23 protein-coding genes are annotated in these 20136 nt (G+C 48.3%); 10 read left to right on the top strand and 13 right to left on the bottom strand.

The window, feature by feature from the left end:
- Positions 1–38: 38 nt before the first annotated feature.
- From XMG59_RS03235 to accB, 4 genes are all read right to left on the bottom strand, one after another.
- Entirely contained in the window at positions 39–773 is a 735-nt protein-coding gene (locus XMG59_RS03235) for a DUF3426 domain-containing protein (protein WP_173498199.1), read from the bottom strand.
- A gap of 16 nt (positions 774–789) precedes the next feature.
- Positions 790–1680 carry a 50S ribosomal protein L11 methyltransferase gene (gene prmA / locus XMG59_RS03230; RefSeq protein ID WP_173498198.1) on the bottom strand — a complete coding sequence of 297 codons (891 nt, stop codon included), beginning with the start codon at positions 1678–1680 and terminating at the stop codon, positions 790–792.
- Between the two features lie 71 nt (positions 1681–1751).
- A complete protein-coding gene (accC, locus tag XMG59_RS03225; protein WP_173480484.1) occupies positions 1752–3095 on the bottom strand; it encodes an acetyl-CoA carboxylase biotin carboxylase subunit in 1344 nt (447 codons plus the stop codon).
- A 28-nt stretch (positions 3096–3123) separates the two neighbouring features.
- A complete protein-coding gene (gene accB / locus XMG59_RS03220; protein WP_173498197.1) occupies positions 3124–3579 on the bottom strand; it encodes an acetyl-CoA carboxylase biotin carboxyl carrier protein in 456 nt (151 codons plus the stop codon).
- A gap of 336 nt (positions 3580–3915) precedes the next feature.
- Here accB and XMG59_RS03215 point away from each other — a divergent pair, with 336 nt between their 5' ends.
- Both XMG59_RS03215 and XMG59_RS03210 read left to right on the top strand, forming a co-directional pair.
- Positions 3916–4959: a DUF2333 family protein gene (locus tag XMG59_RS03215; protein WP_173498196.1), complete on the top strand. Its 1044-nt coding sequence runs from the start codon at positions 3916–3918 to the stop codon at positions 4957–4959.
- A gap of 3 nt (positions 4960–4962) precedes the next feature.
- Positions 4963–5730, top strand: coding sequence for a ParA family protein (locus XMG59_RS03210; RefSeq protein WP_173480487.1), 768 nt, complete (start codon positions 4963–4965; stop codon positions 5728–5730).
- A gap of 4 nt (positions 5731–5734) precedes the next feature.
- Here XMG59_RS03210 and XMG59_RS03205 read toward each other — a convergent pair whose 3' ends face one another.
- From XMG59_RS03205 to XMG59_RS03195, 3 genes are all read right to left on the bottom strand, one after another.
- A complete protein-coding gene (locus XMG59_RS03205; protein WP_173498195.1) occupies positions 5735–6295 on the bottom strand; it encodes a hypoxanthine-guanine phosphoribosyltransferase in 561 nt (186 codons plus the stop codon).
- Positions 6296–6397: 102 nt separating this feature from the next.
- Positions 6398–6931: an inorganic diphosphatase gene (ppa, locus tag XMG59_RS03200; RefSeq protein ID WP_173480489.1), complete on the bottom strand. Its 534-nt coding sequence runs from the start codon at positions 6929–6931 to the stop codon at positions 6398–6400.
- A gap of 80 nt (positions 6932–7011) precedes the next feature.
- Positions 7012–7992, bottom strand: coding sequence for a class 1 fructose-bisphosphatase (locus tag XMG59_RS03195; RefSeq protein WP_173480490.1), 981 nt, complete (start codon positions 7990–7992; stop codon positions 7012–7014).
- Between the two features lie 129 nt (positions 7993–8121).
- Between XMG59_RS03195 and mpl the strand changes: the two genes are divergently transcribed.
- The 5 genes from mpl to XMG59_RS03170 are packed head-to-tail and all read left to right on the top strand — an operon-like array spanning position 8122 to position 12403.
- Positions 8122–9489 (top strand): UDP-N-acetylmuramate:L-alanyl-gamma-D-glutamyl-meso-diaminopimelate ligase, encoded by a 1368-nt coding sequence (mpl, locus tag XMG59_RS03190; RefSeq protein ID WP_173480491.1) that lies wholly within the window; start codon positions 8122–8124, stop codon positions 9487–9489.
- A gap of 8 nt (positions 9490–9497) precedes the next feature.
- On the top strand, positions 9498–10118 hold the full coding sequence (locus tag XMG59_RS03185; protein WP_173480492.1) for a flavin prenyltransferase UbiX: 621 nt from the start codon (positions 9498–9500) through the stop codon (positions 10116–10118).
- A gap of 10 nt (positions 10119–10128) precedes the next feature.
- Positions 10129–10818 carry a tRNA (adenosine(37)-N6)-threonylcarbamoyltransferase complex dimerization subunit type 1 TsaB gene (tsaB, locus tag XMG59_RS03180; protein WP_173480493.1) on the top strand — a complete coding sequence of 230 codons (690 nt, stop codon included), beginning with the start codon at positions 10129–10131 and terminating at the stop codon, positions 10816–10818.
- Positions 10815–11627, top strand: a complete 813-nt coding sequence (locus XMG59_RS03175; RefSeq protein WP_173480494.1) for an undecaprenyl-diphosphate phosphatase — start codon at positions 10815–10817, stop codon at positions 11625–11627. The genes tsaB and XMG59_RS03175 overlap by 4 nt, the downstream gene beginning before the upstream one ends.
- Positions 11627–12403, top strand: a complete 777-nt coding sequence (locus XMG59_RS03170) for a class I SAM-dependent methyltransferase (RefSeq protein WP_173480495.1) — start codon at positions 11627–11629, stop codon at positions 12401–12403. Before XMG59_RS03175 ends, XMG59_RS03170 begins: the two co-directional genes overlap by 1 nt.
- 24 nt (positions 12404–12427) lie before the next feature.
- Here XMG59_RS03170 and XMG59_RS03165 read toward each other — a convergent pair whose 3' ends face one another.
- A complete protein-coding gene (locus XMG59_RS03165) occupies positions 12428–12637 on the bottom strand; it encodes a SlyX family protein (protein ID WP_173480496.1) in 210 nt (69 codons plus the stop codon).
- Between the two features lie 176 nt (positions 12638–12813).
- Between XMG59_RS03165 and XMG59_RS12220 the strand changes: the two genes are divergently transcribed.
- Both XMG59_RS12220 and XMG59_RS03155 read left to right on the top strand, forming a co-directional pair.
- Positions 12814–13236: a cold-shock protein gene (locus XMG59_RS12220; RefSeq protein ID WP_371731415.1), complete on the top strand. Its 423-nt coding sequence runs from the start codon at positions 12814–12816 to the stop codon at positions 13234–13236.
- A gap of 149 nt (positions 13237–13385) precedes the next feature.
- Positions 13386–14129 (top strand): DUF3108 domain-containing protein, encoded by a 744-nt coding sequence (locus tag XMG59_RS03155; protein ID WP_371743721.1) that lies wholly within the window; start codon positions 13386–13388, stop codon positions 14127–14129.
- On the opposite strand, the gene XMG59_RS03150 is transcribed toward XMG59_RS03155, so the two are convergent.
- The 5 genes from XMG59_RS03150 to gatC are packed head-to-tail and all read right to left on the bottom strand — an operon-like array spanning position 14098 to position 18880.
- Positions 14098–14277 (bottom strand): oxidoreductase-like domain-containing protein, encoded by a 180-nt coding sequence (locus XMG59_RS03150; protein ID WP_173494693.1) that lies wholly within the window; start codon positions 14275–14277, stop codon positions 14098–14100. The genes XMG59_RS03155 and XMG59_RS03150 overlap by 32 nt on opposite strands.
- Complete coding sequence (locus tag XMG59_RS03145; protein ID WP_173480499.1) at positions 14277–15647, bottom strand: FAD-binding oxidoreductase; 1371 nt, start codon at positions 15645–15647, stop codon at positions 14277–14279. The genes XMG59_RS03150 and XMG59_RS03145 overlap by 1 nt, the downstream gene beginning before the upstream one ends.
- Positions 15648–15659: 12 nt before the next feature.
- On the bottom strand, positions 15660–17111 hold the full coding sequence (gene gatB, locus XMG59_RS03140) for an Asp-tRNA(Asn)/Glu-tRNA(Gln) amidotransferase subunit GatB (RefSeq protein ID WP_173480500.1): 1452 nt from the start codon (positions 17109–17111) through the stop codon (positions 15660–15662).
- A gap of 10 nt (positions 17112–17121) precedes the next feature.
- The gene (gene gatA, locus XMG59_RS03135; protein WP_173488562.1) at positions 17122–18573 is read right to left on the bottom strand and encodes an Asp-tRNA(Asn)/Glu-tRNA(Gln) amidotransferase subunit GatA; all 1452 of its coding nucleotides are present in this window, start codon (positions 18571–18573) and stop codon (positions 17122–17124) included.
- Between the two features lie 19 nt (positions 18574–18592).
- Positions 18593–18880 (bottom strand): Asp-tRNA(Asn)/Glu-tRNA(Gln) amidotransferase subunit GatC, encoded by a 288-nt coding sequence (gene gatC / locus XMG59_RS03130; RefSeq protein ID WP_173488563.1) that lies wholly within the window; start codon positions 18878–18880, stop codon positions 18593–18595.
- A 195-nt stretch (positions 18881–19075) separates the two neighbouring features.
- Here gatC and XMG59_RS03125 point away from each other — a divergent pair, with 195 nt between their 5' ends.
- Positions 19076–20113 (top strand): rod shape-determining protein, encoded by a 1038-nt coding sequence (locus XMG59_RS03125; protein ID WP_173480503.1) that lies wholly within the window; start codon positions 19076–19078, stop codon positions 20111–20113.
- Positions 20114–20136 lie beyond the last annotated feature (23 nt).

The following is a 20136-nucleotide window of genomic DNA, read 5'->3' as shown; positions in this document are numbered from 1 at the left end:
TGTAAGCCTGAGATGTCATGGACTTATTCGTAGGTTCCCTAGCGTTGGTTGAAACGGGCTTCAGAAAGGTTCGCTTCAAAAGAGGCGATCGCTTCATCCGGTTTGGTTATGGTCAGTTGAATTTGAATGGGGAGTTTTGGGCTTAAGCGCTCAGCGTTGATGCCAAGTTCTAAATACTCATTTGGATCAAATGTGCGGCGGCTGATCAATTTGCCTTGTAGATCTTTCAGAGAGAGTTCAACCGCCGGATAGGGTTGGTAGAGTGTGGATTGGTTGTTGATTCTCAGTGTCACTTCAAGTGCATTCGAGTAACGAGGATGCTCCCTCACTAGGGTCTGTTCAATCGTCAGTAGAGCCAGCCCCTCTTTAGCGCTTAAATCACAATTTATCTGACTGCACGCAATAATATAGAAGGGTCGTAAGCTGGGGTGTGCATTTAGCCTAGCTCGCTCAAACCAGAGATACTGTAAGGCGCCGAGTACTGTGCATAAAAGAAGAATTAGAATCATTGATGCCGTTTTGAAAGGCGACTCGGGTTGAGAATTAAATCGCTCAAGTACGATTGGCTCAGCATCTAGCTGAGCGAATTGTGCTCCGGTGGATGTCTGTTGAGGCTGTTCAGTTGCTGTAGCGGGTGTTCGATCAGCACGCCCATTTTCGGCATCAAAAATAGAGAGGCAGTTGCCGCAGCGAACGCGACCATTAGCCAGGCGCAGTTGACCATCAGTCACTCTGAACTTGGCTTGGCACTCTGGACACTCTGTTACAAACATCTATCCCTTCTCAACCTTATCGTTTGCGACCCGTTAAACGAACCCACTCATCTTTGGTTGATGGGGGTTCCATATCAAACCACTCGGAGTAGGTGCCAATCAATTCATCCGCTTGTTCTATCAGAAGCCCCGATAGAATTAACTGACCACCTGATTTAACCAATTCGGCCAGGGTGGGAGCAAGCTCTTTCAGTGGTCCGGCGAGTATGTTGGCAATGACTAAATCGACCGGTTCTGATTCAAAGCTCTCTGGGAAGAATACCGGTAAACGTTCTTTATCTAGACCGTTTCTGACAAGATTGTCTTGAGTGGCGGTTAACGCTTGCGGATCAATATCGACGCCTGACACTGCGCTTGCACCCAAAAGAATGGCGGCAATGCCCAAAATACCACTACCGCAGCCATAATCGATAACCGATCTGTTCTGTAGTGGCTCACTGGCGAGCCACTCTAGACAGAGTGCAGTGGTTGGGTGGGTACCTGTGCCAAAGGCTAGTCCAGGATCGAGCATCAGATTGACTGCATTCGCATCAGGTACTTCAATCCAGCTTGGGCAGACCCAAAAATGGCTACCGAACTGCATCGGGTGATAGTGAGTCATCCACTCTCGTTCCCAATCTTTGTCCTCAAGAATTTCTGCCTTGAACTGTATTGTATCGCCACCCTTAACGGAGAGTTTTTGCTCGTTTAGAAAGGTAAGTGTCGACTCTAAATCATGCTCTGCTGCAAACAGACCGGTTATTACGGTTGTGCCCCAGAGCGGAGTAGTCCCTAATTCAGGTTCGAAAATAGGTTGATCTTTTGCGTCCTCAAAGGTCACGGCAGCACAGCCCGCTTCAAGAAGTAGATCTTCGTAAAACTCTGCAATATCAGGATTTGTAACAACTTTTATCTGTAGCCAAGGCATTCTTTTGAGCTCGTAATTTAAAGACAACAAAGCCCGCAACAGTGCGGGCTTTGATTAGGACGTAAGTTAACTTACAGGCCTAATTTCTTTTCTAAGTAGTGAATGTTAACACCACCCACTTCGAAATGGGTATCACGCATGATTTCGTGGTGAAGTGGAATGTTGGTACGAATACCATCAATGACCATCTCATCCAGAGCATTGCGCATGCGCTGCATTGCCACTTCGCGATCTTCACCATAAGTGATCAACTTAGCGATCAATGAGTCGTAGTGAGGTGGTACTGTGTAGCCCGCATAGAGGTGCGAATCAACACGGATGCCGTTGCCGCCTGGCGCATGGAAACCATTAACTTTACCCGGTGATGGCATAAAGGTTTTTGGATCCTCTGCGTTGATACGGCATTCGAAAGAGTGGCCACGTAACACGACATCTTCCTGTTTGATCGATAGTTTTTCACCAGAAGCGATACGCAGCTGCTCTTTTACAATGTCGACACCGGTAACCATCTCTGTCACAGGGTGTTCAACCTGAACACGAGTGTTCATTTCGATGAAGTAGAAACCACCATCTTCGTACAGAAATTCAAAGGTGCCTGCACCGCGATAGCCGATCTCAATACAAGCATCGACACATGACTGCAGTACTTTTGCGCGTGATTCAGGGTCTAGGTGAGGTGCTGGTGCCTCCTCAACTACCTTCTGATGGCGGCGCTGTAATGAACAGTCGCGATCGTAAAGGTGAATCGCATTCCCTTGCCCGTCGGCTAATACTTGGATCTCTACGTGGCGTGGGTTCTCAAGGAACTTCTCCATGTAGACGGTATCATCACCAAAGGCCGCCTTTGCTTCAGACTTGGTCACTTGCACGGCGTTGACTAGGTGAGCTTCAGTATGAACAACACGCATACCACGACCACCACCACCGGCAGCGGCTTTGATGATCACAGGGTAGCCAATACGTTTTGCAATTTTATAAAGCGTATCGTTGTCGTTCTCTGGCAGTGGTCCGTCTGAACCAGGTACGGTTGGAACACCCGCTTTCTTCATCGCTTCAATGGCTGACACCTTGTCACCCATTAATCGTATGGTTTCAGCTTTAGGGCCGATGAATGTAAAACCTGACTGCTCTACCTGCTCAGCAAAGCCTGCGTTTTCAGCGAGGAAGCCATAGCCAGGGTGGATAGCCACTGAATCAGTGACTTCTGCCGCTGCAATTAGGGAAGGGATGTTTAGGTAACTTTGAGCAGATTGAGCTGGGCCGATACAGACCGCTTCATCAGCAAGACGGACGTGCATCAAATCACGATCAGCCTGTGAATGAACAGCGACGGTTTTAATGCCTAACTCTTTACAAGCTCGCATGATACGTAGCGCAATTTCGCCACGGTTTGCGATCAGAACTTTATCCAACATGATGGAGTATTCCTCTGTTGATTAGAGTTTAGGCAATGACAACGAGTGGTTGATCAAATTCAACCGGCTGACCATCTTCAACAAGGATGGCTTCAATCACGCCGCTCTTGTCTGCTTCGATCTGGTTCATCATCTTCATCGCTTCAACGATACAGATGACATCACCCGCTTTAACCGTTTTGCCCACTTCGATGAATGCTGGAGCACTAGGCGCTGGTGAGCGGTAGAAAGTACCTACCATTGGTGAGTTAACGGTATGGCCCGCTGGCGATGCAGGTGCGGCTTCTGCTGCAGCAGGTGCCGCTACTGGAGCTGCAGCGGGTGCTGCTGCGGCAACGACAGGTGCAGGTGCTGCTACTGGAGCTGCAACGATAGATCCACCACGGCTAATGCGAACAGACTCTTCGCCCTCTTTGATCTCGATTTCATTGATGTTTGACTCTTCGAGAAGTTCGATCAGTTTTTTAACTTTACGAATATCCATGATGTGCTCCTGTAGCGCAGTTTAGTGATAAATTGTTGGGATATGGCTGTTAATTGCATCGAATAGGCAGATATCTATTAACAGAACCCTGTAAGGTTAAGTTTGCATGAGACTAAAGGGGGTTGTCCAGCTGAAAGTTGCGAAAATGGTGTGAATTTCGGCAAATTTAACGCTATCTACACGTTAATTGTCTATTATTTGTGCAAAATAGCTTTTGATATTAAAACGAGGTTGTTTTAAGGAACTTATCGATGGATTGACCCAAGGGGCTGTACAGGTCATAGTGCAGTGCAGCATTTGTATTTTTGTGATGCATATTTACGCAAAAGGTAGTGTATGAAAGGTCTATTTAGAACACTGTTGGATCTCCTAGATCGTCTTCGGGAAAGGTTCGGAGTAAAGCGCTTTTATCTGTTACTGGCGCCTCTGGCAGCCTACTCACTGGTGGTGGTTGTATTGGGCTTTCTCTGGAGCTGGACTCCAGCTCAATTTGATGTGAAGCAGTTGGCTGAAGCTGGCGCTGCCGAGCGAAATGAGACGGTGGTGGTCGGCAGTTACACAACCGCTACACTGATCGAACTGACAGAGTCGCTTCTTAACAAGCCAGGTGGCTACCTCTCCAATGATCGTTTTCCGCCGGGTGTTCTTATGGATAACCTGCCTAATTGGGAATTTGGTGTACTTGTGCAGATTCGTGACCTGAGTCGAGCAATGCGCAAAACCTTCAGTCGTTCTCAGTCGCAGTCGACTGAACAGAAGGATCTAGCCTCTGCGGAACCCAAATTACACTTTGATAATAACTCTTGGTTGATACCGTCAAGTGAGAGTGAGTATCGAGATGCGTTGGTTTCATTAAGAGCCTATCAAAGTAAACTCTCGAGTCAGGATGAATCGCAGGCGCAGTTCTATGCTCGTGCCGACAACCTTCAAGATTGGTTGGGCGACGTATCAACTCGTTTAGGTAGTATTTCACAGCGCTTAAGTGCTAGCGTTGGGCAGCGCCGTATTAATACCGATCTCGCCGGCAGCCAGGGGGGCGCCCAAGCAACGGCCCAGCCCTCAGAGTTAGAGATACAAACACCTTGGAGTGAGATTGATGACGTCTTCTATGAAGCGCGTGGAACGGCCTGGGCTCTTATTCATATTTTACGTGCTATCGAGTTGGATTTTGCACAGAGTCTTGAGAAGAAGAGTGCGGTCACCTCGTTGAAGCAGATTGTTCGTGAACTAGAGGCCACACAGGGCACCATCTGGAGTCCCATTATTCTTAACGGCACTGAATTTGGATTGTTAGCCAACCACTCTTTGGTGATGGCTTCATACATTTCCCGTGCTAATGCAGCCATTATTGATTTGAGAGATCTTCTCTCCCAGGGGTAATTTATGCGTCGAGTTATATTTAACCAGAAAGGTGGCGTTGGTAAGTCGAGTATCGCGGTCAATTTGGCGGCTATCAGTGCAGCTCGCGGACTTAAAACGCTAGTGATCGATTTGGATCCGCAATGTAACTCAACACACTACCTGTTGGGTGATGACTCCGATGCGCCAGAGCTCGATGTACAGAGTTTCTTTGAATCGGTATTGAGCTTTCAGCTGAACAAAGTGGCCGAACAAGATTACTGTTTTGCGACCCCATTCGATCATCTCGATATTATTCCCTGTAACCCGAATTTAGGTGATTTGCAGTCGAAGTTAGAGTCTAAGCATAAGATCTATAAGCTTAGAGATCTGTGTGACGCTCTGGATGATCATTACGATGCGATCTACATCGATACGCCGCCAGCGTTTAACTTCTTTTCGCTCTCCGCACTTTGTGCCGCTGAGCGTTGTTTGATCCCCTTTGATTGTGATGAGTTTGCACGCCAAGCTCTTTACAGCCTACTGCATAACATCAACGAAACGCGTGAAGATCATAATGAGCAGTTGGTGTTGGAAGGGATTGTGGTGAATCAGTTTCAGCCACGAGCGTCGCTGCCTAGGCAGATCATTGAATCGCTCGTGGAGCAAGATCTGCCGGTGCTAAACGCCAAGCTACCTGCGTCAGTGAAAATGAAAGAGAGTCATATGCTGGCTAAACCACTGGTTCACATGGCAGCCAAACATAAATTGACTGAGGCATTTAACCTACTGTTTGATGAGATCAATCAGTAGGTTACTAAAGACCTTTGACTGCAAAGATACCGGGTGCGTTGCGCCAGTAGCCTTTGTAATCAAGTCCAAAGCCAAAAATGTAGCGATCCGGTATGGTTAGACCGATGAAGTCTGCTTTCATCCCAGGCACGGCTTTGCGATCGTGTATTTTGTCGATCAGTACGACCGATGCCACGCTTTTAGCTCCACCCTCTTTGAGGTGATTCATCACTTCGTGAAGTGTGTGTCCCTCATCTAGGATGTCGTCGACCACTAACACATCGCGTCCCTGATAATCGATCATCGGTGGAACCTTCCACTCTAGTTCGTGGCCAGAGGTCGTGTTGCGGTAGCGAGTCGCATGTAGGTAGCCCGCTTCGAGAGGGAACTCTAAGCGAGTCAGTAGCTGACCGCAGATAACAAGACCGCCGTTCATTATCGTGAAGATGACAGGATCGCGATCAGCATATTCGCCGGTGATCTCATCAGCAATCTTGTCGATCGCTTGGTTGACTTCAGAGTTTGAAAAGAGCAAGTCTGATTCAATGTAAACTTGCTTGATTTCGTTAATATCGGGGCGGCTCATGTTAGCTCCAGAGCGGTTAAACTTGACTGAATCGACAAGTTTAACCTGTTACATACAAAAAAGCCCGACCCGCAGAGCGGATCGGGCTTTTTAATTATCTAATTACTTAGCTGCTTCGTAAGCTTCAGCTGATTTGATGATCGCGTCGCGAGCTGCAGCAGCGTCAGACCAACCTTCAACTTTAACCCACTTGCCTTTTTCAAGCTTCTTGTAGTTCTCGAAGAAGTGAGAGATTTGATCTTTCAAAAGTGGCGACAGGTCATCAACGTCATGGATGTCGTTGTAAGCCTGGCTTAGTTTCTCGTGAGGAACAGCAACCAGTTTCGCATCTTCACCCGCTTCGTCGGTCATGTTTAGAATGCCGACTGGACGACAGCGAATAACAGAACCTGTCATGACTGGATGTGGAGTCAGTACAAGTACATCTAGAGGGTCACCATCGTCAGCTAGTGTGTTGTTTACGTAGCCGTAGTTCGCTGGGTAGAACATTGGCGCAGCCATGAAGCGGTCAACAAAGATAGAGTCAGAGTCTTTATCGATCTCGTATTTTACAGGCGAGCTCTCAGCTGGGATCTCGATGATAACGTAGATGTCGTTTGGCAGGTCTTTACCCGCTGGTACTTTTTCAAAGCTCATGTTGTTTCCCTATGAACGTTTCATTAATTTCTGCGGCGCATTATAGGCACCTTGGTAATATAACTAAATGCTACTAAGCGCTATTTTTCACTTTTCTTACGGTGGTAGGCTTTCAACATCTCTACCTCCTGTTTTGAACCTAGCGCGACGGATACACGTTGGTGAATGTGCTCTGGGCTAAGATCCATAATCTCTTCGTAACAGGTCGAAGCGACGCCACCAGCCTGCTCGATAAGGAAACTCATTGGGTTGCCTTCGTACATCAGGCGTAATTTGCCCGGTTTGCCCGGATCGCGTGAGTCCCATGGGTAGGTGAAGATGCCCCCACGGGTCAGTAGGCGATGCACTTCGGCCACCATAGAGGCCACCCAGCGCATGTTGTAGTTCTTCTCGCGAGGACCCTCTTCGCCAAGCAGTAGATCGTCGATGTACTCTTGCATCTGAGGTTCCCAGTGACGCTTATTCGACATGTTGATCGAAAATTCGCTGGTCTCTTCAGGAATTTTGACCGACTCCTCTGTCAGGATAAAGTCACCGGTATGAGCCAGCGTGAACATGTTAACGCCGCTACCAGTGGTTAGGGCTAATACTGCAGAAGGCCCATAAAGCACGTATCCTGCCGCCACTTGCTTACGTCCTGGCTGGAGGAACTCATTGGTGTCCTGTTTCGCCCAAGGTTTTGGGGCTTCGATGATTGAGAAGATCGTGCCAACCGAGACGTTGATGTCGATGTTTGATGAGCCATCCAGCGGGTCAAAAGTCACAAGGTAGCGACCATCACGAGATCCCCAAACTGGCTCCTCTTCCTCTTCTGAGGCAACGCCACGAACAAGTCGATTATCCAGAAGGACTTTTTTAATGATGTCGTTAGAAACGATATCGAGTTTCTTTTGGGTCTCGCCCTGTACGTTAGTCAGAGTGCTGGTGCCCAAAACGCCGGCCAGAGCGCCTTCGCGAAGCTGCAATGCAACCTCTTTACAGGCGATCATTAAGACTTCGATCACCTCTACAAGGTCTGCATCGGTTTTGTTGTGCTTTAGGAAGGAGCTCAGTAACTGCATTAGAGAATCTCTTAGTCGTGTGAAATATGATGAAAATTATAGGCAAGTTGGTACGCTATTGCATGTGCGAAATGGGTTTTTCGGTTAATTAAAGCCCATCTTTATAATTTTTTGTGGGATACCACCGGTTTGCATCTTCATTTTCTTGGTATTTGTGGCACCTTTATGGGCTCTTTAGCGATTTTGGCCAAAGAGCTAGGTTATCGTGTCAGCGGTTCGGATCAGAACGTCTATCCGCCAATGAGTACGCAACTTGAAACCTTAGGCATTGAGATTATTCAAGGCTACGATCCCACTCAATTGGACTCCAATCCCGATCTAGTGATAGTCGGTAACGCGATGTCGCGCGGCAATCCTTGTGTTGAGGCGGTGCTTGAGAGAGGGATTCACCACACATCGGGACCACAGTGGTTACATGATCACTTGCTCAAGGATCGTTGGGTATTGGCTGTTTCAGGTACTCACGGTAAAACCACCACAGCGACCATGTTGGCATGGATTCTGGAGTACGCTGGGTTGAAGCCTGGTTTTTTGATTGGTGGCGTTCCGCTCGATTTTGACTGCTCAGCTCGTTTGGGAGAGACCGACTTTTTTGTTATCGAGGCAGATGAGTACGATACCGCTTTTTTTGATAAGCGATCTAAATTTGTCCACTACAACCCAAGAACACTGGTGATTAATAACTTAGAGTTTGATCATGCAGATATCTTTGATGATCTTGCAGCGATTCAGAGGCAGTTTCATCACCTCATGCGTTTGGTGCCTGCTACTGGGCGAGTGATCTACCCCTCGGATATTCCGGCAGTCGAGCAGGTGATAGAGCAGGGGTGTTGGAGTGAGTTAGAGTCAACTTCAATGAATCCTGGTCACTCTGGTGCTGCAATCGGTGAGCAAGAGTCTGGTGGTCAGCGTTTTCAAATTTGCGTCAAAGAGACGGCCCCTGTCTGGGTTGATTGGGAATTGACCGGTGAGCACAATCAACGCAATGCACTGCATGCTCTGTTGGCAGCAAGACACGTTGGCATTACCCCCGAAGTGAGTGCGGAGGCATTAAGCCAATTCAAAAGCGTGAAGCGCCGCATGGAGCTGTTAGGTCAGTTCTCAGGGGTCTCTCTGTATGATGATTTTGCTCACCATCCGACGGCTATTGCGACGACCTTGCAAGGTATGAGAGCGAAAGTGCACGATGAGAAGTTGATTGCCATCATCGAGCCAAGGTCTAATACCATGAAACAAGGCGTATTTAAGAGCCAGTTAGCTGAATCCGCCGCGCAAGCTGATACTGTTTTTTGGTATCAACCGGATTCTCAGGGGTGGTCTTTAGAGAATCAGATTGCTGGCTTTGACGGGCAGGCTGTATTTAATAGCATTGATCTTCTGCTTGAGTCTCTCGAATCAGAGCTACAACACAACAGTCATATCGTAGTGATGTCGAACGGTGGATTCGAAGGCATTCACGAGCGAATTAAACAACTCCTTATTTCGACGACACATTGAGGTGAACCGTGGCAGATTTTGACTCAAGAGTAACCCTAGCCATTACCGGAGCTTCGGGGGTTCAGTACGCACTGCGTTTGATGCACTGCTTGGTTCAGCAGAACGTTCAACTCTTTGTGATGGTCTCCAAAGCGGCTCAAGTTGTTGTCGCGGCTGAAACAGAGCACAGCTTGCCAGGGACTCCTGATGCTCAGCAGCAGTTTTTTACTGATTTCACGGGTGCTAAAGCGGAGCAGATTAAAGTCTTTGGTAAAGAACAGTGGTTTGCTCCTGTCGCTTCAGGCTCAGGCGCTCCCAGTCAGATGGTGGTCTGTCCCTGTTCAACAGGAACACTGTCAGCCATTGCGACTGGGGCCAGTAATAATCTGATTGAGCGTGCTGCGGATGTTGCCCTAAAAGAGCGTCGATCACTTATTTTGGTGCCGCGAGAGGCTCCCTATTCTGAGATACATCTTGAGAATATGTTGAAGTTGACCCGCATGGGAGCGGTCATACTGCCGGCGTCACCAGGTTTCTATCATAAACCCACCACGGTCGAAGATATGATCGATTTTGTGGTCGCAAGGGTGTTGAGTCAGCTCGGTTATGATCAATCGATCATGCCATCCTGGGGCTCAGATTTAATTTAAGAGTAATATTATGACGAAGGTTCTAGCACTAGATACTTCAACTGATGCCTGTTCAGTCGCCTTACTAAACGGCGAACAGCGCATTTGTCGGTTTGAAGTGGTACCCAGAGGGCATACCCAACTGCTGTTGCCGATGGTTGAAAGTGTTCTTGAAGAGGCCAAGCTATCGGTAAAAGAGCTTGATGCGATCGCTTTTGGGCGCGGGCCAGGGTCATTTGCCGGCATTCGTATAGCAACAGGAGCAACACAGGGGCTAGCCGTCGCCTTTGATACTCCTGTGATCCCCCTATCGACCCTTGAGACCTTGGCTTATCAGGCGCTTGCATTATGCCCAGAGGCTGGCTTTATTCTATCGACTTTGGATGCCCGAATGGATGAGGTCTATTGGGCAGTCTATAAGGTGGAAAATGGCACAATCTTTGCTTTGACTGAGGAGCAGGTGACGGCACCCTCAGCCGTTGTTCTGCCTGAAAAGGTTTCTCAATGCGTAGCAATTGGCCCAGGCCTTAACTACTTGGATCAGTTGAATTCATTAGTTCAAAACGGTTTGGGTAGGGTGTTGTCTGATCAGTACCCTCAGGCTGAGAGTATGCTCAATATGGCAGTGTCAGCTCTAGAAAGGGGTGATCAAGTGCCGCCTGAAGAGGCTTTACCCGTTTATGTTCGAGAGGGCACTTGGAAAAAAAGGAGTGAGCAGTGACGCTCAGTGATTGGATACATACTCTGATATTGGCCCTGATACAGGGGTTAACTGAATTCCTACCGATCTCAAGTTCTGCACATTTGATTCTACCCTCCCAGCTGTTTGGTTGGAGTGATCAGGGATTAGCATTTGATGTTGGTGTTCATGTTGGCACGCTGACGGCTGTCATCATCTATTTTCGGCGCGAAGTGGTGTCGATTGTGGCAGCGTCAACATTAACTCTGGCTGGTAGAACCTCGGATGATGGGAAACTTGGTTGGTTTGTAGCATTTGCGACGATCCCAGCTGTCATAGCAGGCCTGCTGTTGGGCGACTGGATTGATACCTATGGTCGATCCATTTTGGTTATTGCTGGCACCACCATTCTATTTGGCCTTGCACTCGGTTGGGCAGACGCTACCAATAAGGCGACGCGTATTATGAAAGAGCTCGGCTTTAAGGATGCTATTGTGATTGGTGTAGCTCAGGCCATCGCTCTCATTCCTGGAACCTCTCGATCGGGTATCACCATTACAGCAGCGCTTATGTTGGGATTTGATCGTCAAAGTGCCGCCCGTTTCTCATTCTTGCTCTCAATCCCAGTTATTCTGGGGGCAGGGTTATTGAAGGGTAAAGAGCTTATCGATATCGGCGCAGACGCGCATTGGCAGATGATTGGTGTTGGTGCACTCGTAGCGGCCCTCAGCGCTTGGGCGTGTATTCATCTGTTTCTGAAGCTGCTTGATCAAATCGGCATGCGTCCTTTTGTAATCTATCGTTTGATTCTAGGTGTTACTTTGATCGCAGTTTGGGCTTTGACTCGCTGATGATTGGTCTTTCCGTTGAGTCTCATGAACTGCTTCCGGAAGCCGAAAAGCTTAGCAATGGCTTAAATCTTCCCTTGGTAAAAAGTGGTCAATCAGGTTCTGAGTTCGACTATCTACTTCAGGTGGGATTTGATGGTCTGTCGCTGGTCCAGCTTGGCCCTAAAGCGCCCGGTCCTATTCGAGTAGACTTTGAATCGGGTGCGGTGGCTCATCGTCGTCGTTTTGGTGGCGGTAAAGGGCAACAGATTGCTAAGGCTTGTGGCGTATCCTCTGCATTTACCCCTTACATAGCCGATCTGACCGCTGGGCTGGGTCGTGATAGTTTTGTGCTGGCGACCTTAGGTTGTCGTGTGGATATGGTGGAGCGGGTGCCAGTAGTTCATGCGTTGTTGAGAGATGGGTTGCACAGAGCTCAGTTCTCATCCGATCCAGAGTTGCAGGAGATTCTGGCCAGACTCTCATTAAGTCACCTCCAAGCGGTTGAGTTCCTTCAAACGACCTCTAATCAGTACGACGTGATCTATCTCGATCCGATGTTCCCTCACACGGATAAGTCGGCTCAGGTGAAAAAAGAGATGCTAGCCTTTCGCTCGCTTGTGGGTGCCGATCAGGACAGTGCAGAGTTGCTAGACGCCGCTTTGCAACATGACCCAGCAAGGGTTGTTGTGAAGCGACCAAGAAAGGCGCCTATTATTGAAGGACCGAAGCCTAGCTATGCATTAGAGGGTAAGTCTGGGCGTTTTGATATCTATGCGAGACGCAAGTTAGGCAGTTAGTTTGTTAACCGCTAAATGAGTCGATTAATAGTGTGGTGGTGGCACATCCGCCGCTGGTGAAAAGCCACTATTATCAGCGTTCTTAACACGGTCGTTCAGAATCATAATCATGCGTCGCAGTTCATCCAGCTCTTTCGCTTGGCGAATGGTGATTTCACTCAGTTGATCGATCGCTTCCTCTTGAAACGCTATTCGACTCTCCAGATCATCTAAACGACTGTTCGATTCACTCATAATTTCGTGTTCTTCTTACTCTTTGGGTTAATTTATCCGCCGTAAACCCCTAAGTTGTTGAAAAAATATAACTAATACGTTATATCTCACTTTCTGTGCGGGTTTTTTAATGTCGTACAGAGTAATTTGTTTGTTCCAAAAAATACAAAGAAATATTTCCAATGGGTGGTTAATCAGTGATTAAAAATATCATTATCAGCGTAATTGCAGCCTGTGTTATCGCAGCTGCTGGTCACTTCTTTAAAGCGGAATCGCACTACTTACCAGTGCTTGCCGTTTCGTTTGTGGCTGTTTTCATCAGTACTCTTGTGGCTAGCTCTGGCTCCGCATCAGCATCTCAATCTTCACGTCGTGTAAACGGTGCGGATGAAGAGGATGACATCGATGATGGTCGTGAAGTCGGTACTGTTAAGTGGTTCAATGTTTCTAAAGGTTTCGGTTTTATTACTCGTGCCAATGGAGATGATGTTTTCGTTCATTTCCGTAACATTCGTGGCCGTGGACACCGTTCATTAAACGAAGGCCAACGTGTTCGTTTTAATGTGCACGACAGCGATAAAGGTCTTCAGGCTGAGGATGTCTCAATCATCCGTGAGTAATGAATAAGATGTCTCACACAAGGGTAGCTCAAGCTACCCTTTTTTATGTCCAGGACGGACGGTATACAGCGATTCCATGGATGGAAATGAGCTGTGAATGTCCAGGACGGACGGTATGCAGCGATTCCACGGATGGAAAGGAGCTGTGAATGCCCAGAATGGTATGCGTATTCATTTTCTACTCAGTTAAGTGGGTTAGAATAAATTTTATGAAAATCTATCCTCTACTTTTTTTGTTCCTCAGCTCTTTGGCGTCGGCAGACACTCAATGTATGCAGAATTATTTTGCATCCAGAGTCGGCGAGACTCTTGAGTATCGTGTTGAAATTGATGGTATTCGGGCGAAAGGGGCTCGAGCGATCTCTCAATCAGATTCAGGTCAGTTCACATTGCTTCAGTCTGTCTCTGTTCTACTGGCTTCGCTAGAGGAGGAGAGCCATTTTATTGTTGATGAGCAAGGCATCGTTCCGATTAATTACCTCTTTGAACAGCAAGGGCTTGGGGCGCGTAAAACGACCATTCAGTTCAATGGCGCAACGGCTGAAGTGAATAGAAAAGGTAAGACGTCTCAGTTGGAGCTTCCGCAGGGTTTTCAGGATCCTTTGACCTTCATCCTTCAGCTTCAAGCAGCGACTAGTTGCGGTGAATCTATTGAAACGCTGAAGATACCTCTTGTGAAGTCGAAAGGGGTTTCGGAGGTTGTTTTTGTTCAAGGTGAGAGCTCTGTCGTTAAGAGCGGTGAGAAGGATTTGGTTCTGGAAACTTGGCAAAGGGTCGATGGTGATAAAATTGAAAAGGTCGGCTTAATTCCTGAATTAAATAACCTTCTGTACTCATTTGAGCAACGAGAAGGAGAGAAGATCAATCGCCTTCAGTTGATTGATCTTCCTTAGTCTCTGCTGATTTTTGTGCTGCCTGCTGCTTTTGCCATGCGGCTCTATCTGCATAGTAGACATCCCAAACACAGGGTTCACAACCACTTTCGCAGCAGTCGTAATCCCCTGGTGGAATCGGTTCCTGAAGAGAGTCTATCGAGCTCATCAGCCAATAATCTTCCCAGGGTTTAGAATCCCTTTAGGATCCAGAGCGGCTTTAATACTGCGCATGACGGCGAGTTCAGCTTCACTTCGGCTTAGCTGGATATAGGGCTTTTTACTCAGTCCAATGCCGTGTTCTGCCGAAACAGAGCCTTTGTATTTCTCTAGGATCTTATAGACTACCGTGTCGATCGCTTTTTTATCGCTGACCGGACCTACACAGAAGTGAATGTTGCCATCGCCAAGGTGCCCAAAGGTCAGGCAGGTCGATTCAGGGAACTGTTCTGACAGTGCCTCTTTGACTTCGTTTGTGTAGGCTTCCATATGACGCAACGGTAGGCTGATATCGTAAGGAATCAGAGGACTGAAGGCTTGAACCATCGCCTCAATGTCATCTCGAACTGCCCAGAGTGCCGCTGACTGCTGCTGACTTTCGGCAATCACAGCATCGACAATGACCTCTTGTTCTAGAAGTTCGCCAAGCACCTCAATGAACTGCTCTTTTCCGCGAGTGTCATCGACACACTCTGACTCTACTAGGATGTAGTAGGGTAGGGAGTCATCAATAAACTTTTGATGATTACCGGTTTCGTTAACCATAAAGCTATAGAAACTGTTCCACATCGCTTCAAATGCCGAGAGCTTACCTTCGAGTTTCTGTTTCAGCGTGTTAAGCAGTAAGAGTGCGTTATCAAAACTCTCGACGCCGACCAGTGCGGTTTGACGTGCTGGCGCTGAAGGCCAAAGTCTCAAAACGGCGCGTGTGATAATACCTAGAGTTCCTTCTGAGCCGACAAACAGCTGTTTTAGGTCGTATCCGGTATTATCTTTCAGTGTCTCTTTAAGATTGGTTAGGACGGTGCCATCGGCTAGCACCACCTCTAGACCGAGAACTTGATCACGTGCCATACCGTAGCGAATAACCTTATTGCCACCGGCGTTGGCTGCAAGCATTCCTGCAACCTGTGCTGAACCCCGAGCACCCCAATCTACTGCAAAAAGGAGGTCGTGCTCGGCTGCTGCATTTTGAAGATCCTCAACAACCACACCGGCTTGAACGAGCACAGTGGCACCTTGGGTATCTAACTGCTCAATGGAACGCATGCGCTCAAGGCTTAGAACAAAATCCCCTTCAGTCGCTTTGGTCGCGTCCGCTAAGCCGGTCATGCCGGCTTGTGGAATGATGGTCTGATTTGCCTCGTGACACAGGGCGAGCACTTTTGAGACCTCTTCCGTCGACGCGGGTCGAATCACCGCTTTCGCCGGACAGCTGCCTTTACTCCAACTCTCATTAGGTCGTTGAGCAACACGCTCGTCGGTGATGAGACCTTTATCACCTACAATGGCGTGGATTGCATTCAGTAGTTCAGACATAGTGTTTACCTGTTAGTCGCAAAGAGCATCCAGTTTAGATTTAAGTATGCCGGTGACCGCACCTGGGTTGGCTTTGCCGCCGGATGCTTTCATGACCTGGCCCATAAAGAAACCAAGCATTTTGCCCCGTTTCTCTGGTTCAGCAGCTTTATACTGTTCAACCTGTGCTGTTGCATTGGCAATGACCTCGTCGATCATGGTCTCTATTGCACCGGTGTCGGTGACTTGCTTCAACCCTTTGGCTTCAATCACTTCGTCAGCTGTACCGCCTTCGTTCCATTGGATTTCAAAGACTTTCTTAGCAATGTTGCCAGAGATGGTGTTGTCCTTGATGCGAACTAGAAGACCGCCTAACTGCTCTGCGCTAACGGGGCTGTTATCAATGCTCAGATCGGCTGCGTTTAAGTTTTTGGCCAACTCTCCCATCACCCAGTTGGCAGCCAGTTTGGCATCACCACAACACTCAACCACTGACTCAAAGTAGTCCGCTTGGTTGCGATAAGCTGACAGAACACCAGCGTCGTATTCAGATAGAGCCAGTTCACTGATGAAACGCTCTTTTCGTGCGTCCGGCAGTTCTGGAAGCGTTAGACGAATGGCTTCTACATAGGCATCATCGACCACGACAGGAAGTAGATCTGGGCAAGGGAAGTAACGGTAGTCGTTAGCATCCTCTTTCGAGCGCATGCTTCGAGTCTCGTTTTTGTCTGGATCGTAAAGACGAGTCTCTTGTACTACTGTGCCGCCATCTTCTATTAGGTCGATTTGACGCTCTACCTCGGTGTCGATTGCACGCTCAATGAAGCGGAACGAGTTGATGTTCTTCAGCTCGGTGCGAGTACCTAGGGTGTCACTGCCTTTAGGGCGAATGGAGACGTTACAGTCACAACGCATTGAGCCCTCGGCCATGTTACCGTCACAGATGCCCAGAGTAGTTACTATCGCATGAATCTTGCGAGCGTAAGCAGCGGCCTCTTTAGAGGTGCGCATATCGGGTTCAGAGACAATTTCGACTAGAGGTGTACCGGCTCGGTTAAGGTCGATACCGGATTGGCCGTGAAAATCTTCGTGTAAGGATTTTCCGGCATCTTCCTCTAGGTGAGCGTGATGAATACGAACACGACGTTCGCCATCTTCCGTTTCAATATCGACGTAACCTTCGCCAACAATAGGTGCTTCTAGTTGGGTTGTCTGGTAACCCTTGGGAAGATCTGGATAGAAGTAATTTTTGCGCTCAAAAACGGCACGTTTACCGATTTCGGCATTAATCGCTAAGCCAAACATGATGGCCATTTTCTGTGCGCCATCGTTGAATACCGGCAGTGTGCCCGGCAATGCCAGATCAACGGCGCACGCTTGTGTATTGGGTTCGGCACCGAAGGCAGTGCTAGCACCTGAAAATATTTTCGTATTGGTCGCGAGCTGAACGTGGATCTCTAGACCGATAACTGTTTCCCATTCCATATCGATCTCCTTATGCCGTAACCGGTGACAGGGTGTGCCACTCTGTATTTTGTTGGTATTGGTGAGCTACGTTCAATAGGCGAGCTTCGTCAAAGTAGTTCCCTATCAACTGAAGGCCAACAGGCAAGCCGTTTACCTGTCCACAAGGTACGGACATACCGGGAAGACCAGCCAGGTTTAACGACAGTGTGAAGATGTCCTCCATGTACATTGCGACAGGGTCATTCACTTTTTCACCAATGGTAAACGCAGGGCTTGGTGTTGTCGGCCCAACAATGACATCGACCTCTTCAAAGATGCGCATGAAATCTTGTTGGATTAAACGGCGAATCTGTTGAGCTTTGTTGTAGTAGGCGTCGTAGTAGCCGGCACAGAGTGCGTAGGTTCCAACCATGATGCGGCGTTTAACTTCAGAGCCAAAGCCTTCGCCACGAGTCCGTTTATAGAGGTCTTCCAAATCTTGTGGGTTCTCGCAACGGTAGCCATAACGTACGCCATCAAAACGTGACAAGTTTGACGATGCCTCCGCCGGAGCAATGATGTAGTAAGCCGGAATCGACATGCGTGTATTCGGAAGGCTAACCTCTTTGATTGTGGCGCCCAGCGATTCAAGCTGTTTGATCGCTGTCTCAATCTGAGCCGCCATTGCACTGTCTAAATCGGCACTCATAAACTCTTTCGGAACTCCGATTTTTAGGCCTTGAAGCGAGTTGTTGAGCGACGCAGTGTAATCCTCAGTCGGTTGTGCCGATGAGGTTGAGTCCATTGAGTCCTGTCCCGCCATGACGTTCAGCATAAGAGCACAATCCTCAGCACTGCGAGCCATTGGACCGCCCTGATCAAGCGAAGAGGCGTAGGCAACCATGCCGTAACGAGAGACGCGTCCATAAGTTGGCTTGATGCCGGTAATGCCACAGAACGCTGCCGGTTGGCGAATCGAACCACCTGTATCTGAACCTGTTGCTGCAGGTGTTAGTCGTGCTGCGATTGCAGCAGCAGAACCACCTGAAGAGCCTCCTGGTACACGGCTTGTATCCCAAGGGTTTTTACAAGCACCATAGAAAGAGCTCTCGTTGGTTGATCCCATCGCAAACTCATCCATGTTGGTTTTACCCAGCATTACAGCGCCTGCTGATTTGAACTTGGCAACTACGGTAGCGTCATAGGGTGACTCAAAGTTGTCCAACATTTTGGAGCCACAACTGGTTTTGACACCCTCTGTACAAAACAGATCTTTGTGTGCGATCGGAAGTCCTGTGAAAGGGCCTGCAGTACCCGCTGCAAGACTCTCATCAGCTGCTTTTGCTTGCTGCAGAGCCAGTTCAGGGGTGGTGGTGATGAACGAGTTGTACTCGCTGTCACAACGGTTGATGCGATCGATAAACGCTTGGGTAAGCTCAACACTGCTCACAGTGCCATTGCGAAGGTCTTGAGCCAGTTCGCTCAGTGTTTTTTCAAACATATCTCTAATCCGAATCCTGTTACTCAATGACTTTAGGGACAAGGAAAAGCCCCTCTTCAACAGCTGGTGCAACCGCTTGAAGTTTATCTCGTTGATTCAACTCGGTAACTTCGTCAGCACGCAAGCGTTGGACTGCATCCAGTGGGTGTGCCAGTGGTTCCACACCGTCTGTATCAATCTGCTGCATCTCATCAATAAGATTTAAAATGCTGCTTAGGTTTTCGGTGTAGGCCGGAATATCCTGCTCGTTCAGCTCTAAACGGGCAAGATGGGCAATACGTTCAACATCGGAGCGATCGATGGACATGCTTAACCTTCTTTCTTTAAATGGTGTGATTGAAACTATTTTGCGGCTGTAAGAAGTGGAAAATAGTTTCGTAAAAACATTGTGATGGCGCGTAATCTATCACATTTGCGCCTTGCCCAAAATCCCCGTCGTTGCTAACATTCTTTGATTAATGAATTGGCTTCTAAAGTCATCGCTTATAAGGTTTTAAATCCAATGTTTAAAAAGATTCGTGGTCTCTTTTCTAGCGACCTTTCCATCGACCTGGGAACTGCCAATACGCTGATCTATCTTCGAGATAGTGAGATCGTGCTAGATGAGCCATCTGTAGTGGCTATCCGCCAGCAAGGCAACCAGAAGACCGTAGCGGCTGTCGGTACCGATGCAAAAAGAATGTTGGGTAGAACGCCAGGCAATATTACCGCTATTCGTCCATTGAAAGATGGTGTTATTGCTGATTTCCACGTGACTGAAAAGATGCTTCAGTACTTCATCAGTAAAGTTCACAACAACAGTTTTCTTCGTCCATCGCCTCGTGTTCTGATTTGTGTGCCTTGTAAGTCAACTCAGGTTGAGCGTCGAGCAATCAAAGAGTCTGCAGTAGGTGCAGGTGCTCGAGAGGTCTACCTGATCGAAGAGCCAATGGCGGCTGCGATCGGTGCTGGTCTCCCAGTTGATGAAGCAACCGGTTCGATGGTGGTCGATATCGGTGGCGGTACCACTGAGATTGCGGTGATCTCGTTGAGCGGTATCGTCTACTCTGAATCTGTTCGTGTCGGCGGTGACCGATTTGACGAGGCGATTGTTACTTACGTTCGTCGTAATTATGGAAGCTTGATCGGTGAAGCGACAGCCGAGCGAATCAAACAAGAGATAGGTACAGCCTACCCAGCACCTGAAGTGCTAGAGATTGATGTTCGTGGTCGTAACCTGGCAGAGGGTATTCCTCGCATGTTCACGCTTAACTCGAATGAGATTCTTGAAGCCCTTCAAGAGCCTCTTCAGTCGATTGTTCAAGCCGTTAAAGGTGCACTAGAACAGTGTCCACCTGAATTGGCAGCGGACGTTGCTGAGCACGGTATTGTTTTGACAGGCGGTGGTGCACTGCTAAGAAATCTTGATCGCCTTCTGACGGAAGAGACCGGCCTTCCTGTGATTGTGGCAGAAGATCCATTGACCTGTGTGGCCCGTGGTGGCGGTAAAGCACTTGAGATACTGGATAAACAGGGTTTTGAGTTACTGTCACGTGACTGATCTTTAATAACGGCAACGCGAAG

Source organism: Marinobacterium sp. xm-g-59 (genome assembly GCF_013283315.1).
Classification (GTDB): domain Bacteria; phylum Pseudomonadota; class Gammaproteobacteria; order Pseudomonadales; family Balneatricaceae; genus Marinobacterium_E.
The sequence above is the reverse complement of the archived record's forward strand: the minus strand, read 5'-3'. Positions and strand labels throughout refer to the sequence as shown.

What these genes read in the sequence shown, in the direction of transcription:
- XMG59_RS03150 (WP_173494693.1), bottom strand. Translation starts at nt 14,277, where the DNA reads ATGAGCTCGATAGACTCTCTTCAGGAACCGATTCCACCAGGGGATTAC.
- XMG59_RS03205 (WP_173498195.1), bottom strand. Translation starts at nt 6,295, where the DNA reads ATGAGCCGCCCCGATATTAACGAAATCAAGCAAGTTTACATTGAATCA.
- gatA (WP_173488562.1), bottom strand. Translation starts at nt 18,573, where the DNA reads ATGTTTGAAAAAACACTGAGCGAACTGGCTCAAGACCTTCGCAATGGC.
- XMG59_RS03215 (WP_173498196.1), top strand. Translation starts at nt 3,916, where the DNA reads ATGAAAGGTCTATTTAGAACACTGTTGGATCTCCTAGATCGTCTTCGG.
- ppa (WP_173480489.1), bottom strand. Translation starts at nt 6,931, where the DNA reads ATGAGCTTTGAAAAAGTACCAGCGGGTAAAGACCTGCCAAACGACATC.
- prmA (WP_173498198.1), bottom strand. Translation starts at nt 1,680, where the DNA reads ATGCCTTGGCTACAGATAAAAGTTGTTACAAATCCTGATATTGCAGAG.
- accC (WP_173480484.1), bottom strand. Translation starts at nt 3,095, where the DNA reads ATGTTGGATAAAGTTCTGATCGCAAACCGTGGCGAAATTGCGCTACGT.
- XMG59_RS03170 (WP_173480495.1), top strand. Translation starts at nt 11,627, where the DNA reads ATGATTGGTCTTTCCGTTGAGTCTCATGAACTGCTTCCGGAAGCCGAA.
- XMG59_RS03165 (WP_173480496.1), bottom strand. Translation starts at nt 12,637, where the DNA reads ATGAGTGAATCGAACAGTCGTTTAGATGATCTGGAGAGTCGAATAGCG.
- XMG59_RS03145 (WP_173480499.1), bottom strand. Translation starts at nt 15,647, where the DNA reads ATGTCTGAACTACTGAATGCAATCCACGCCATTGTAGGTGATAAAGGT.
- XMG59_RS03195 (WP_173480490.1), bottom strand. Translation starts at nt 7,992, where the DNA reads ATGCAGTTACTGAGCTCCTTCCTAAAGCACAACAAAACCGATGCAGAC.
- gatB (WP_173480500.1), bottom strand. Translation starts at nt 17,111, where the DNA reads ATGGAATGGGAAACAGTTATCGGTCTAGAGATCCACGTTCAGCTCGCG.
- accB (WP_173498197.1), bottom strand. Translation starts at nt 3,579, where the DNA reads ATGGATATTCGTAAAGTTAAAAAACTGATCGAACTTCTCGAAGAGTCA.
- XMG59_RS03210 (WP_173480487.1), top strand. Translation starts at nt 4,963, where the DNA reads ATGCGTCGAGTTATATTTAACCAGAAAGGTGGCGTTGGTAAGTCGAGT.
- XMG59_RS03125 (WP_173480503.1), top strand. Translation starts at nt 19,076, where the DNA reads ATGTTTAAAAAGATTCGTGGTCTCTTTTCTAGCGACCTTTCCATCGAC.
- XMG59_RS03235 (WP_173498199.1), bottom strand. Translation starts at nt 773, where the DNA reads ATGTTTGTAACAGAGTGTCCAGAGTGCCAAGCCAAGTTCAGAGTGACT.
- XMG59_RS03155 (WP_371743721.1), top strand. Translation starts at nt 13,386, where the DNA reads ATGCCCAGAATGGTATGCGTATTCATTTTCTACTCAGTTAAGTGGGTT.
- gatC (WP_173488563.1), bottom strand. Translation starts at nt 18,880, where the DNA reads ATGTCCATCGATCGCTCCGATGTTGAACGTATTGCCCATCTTGCCCGT.
- tsaB (WP_173480493.1), top strand. Translation starts at nt 10,129, where the DNA reads ATGACGAAGGTTCTAGCACTAGATACTTCAACTGATGCCTGTTCAGTC.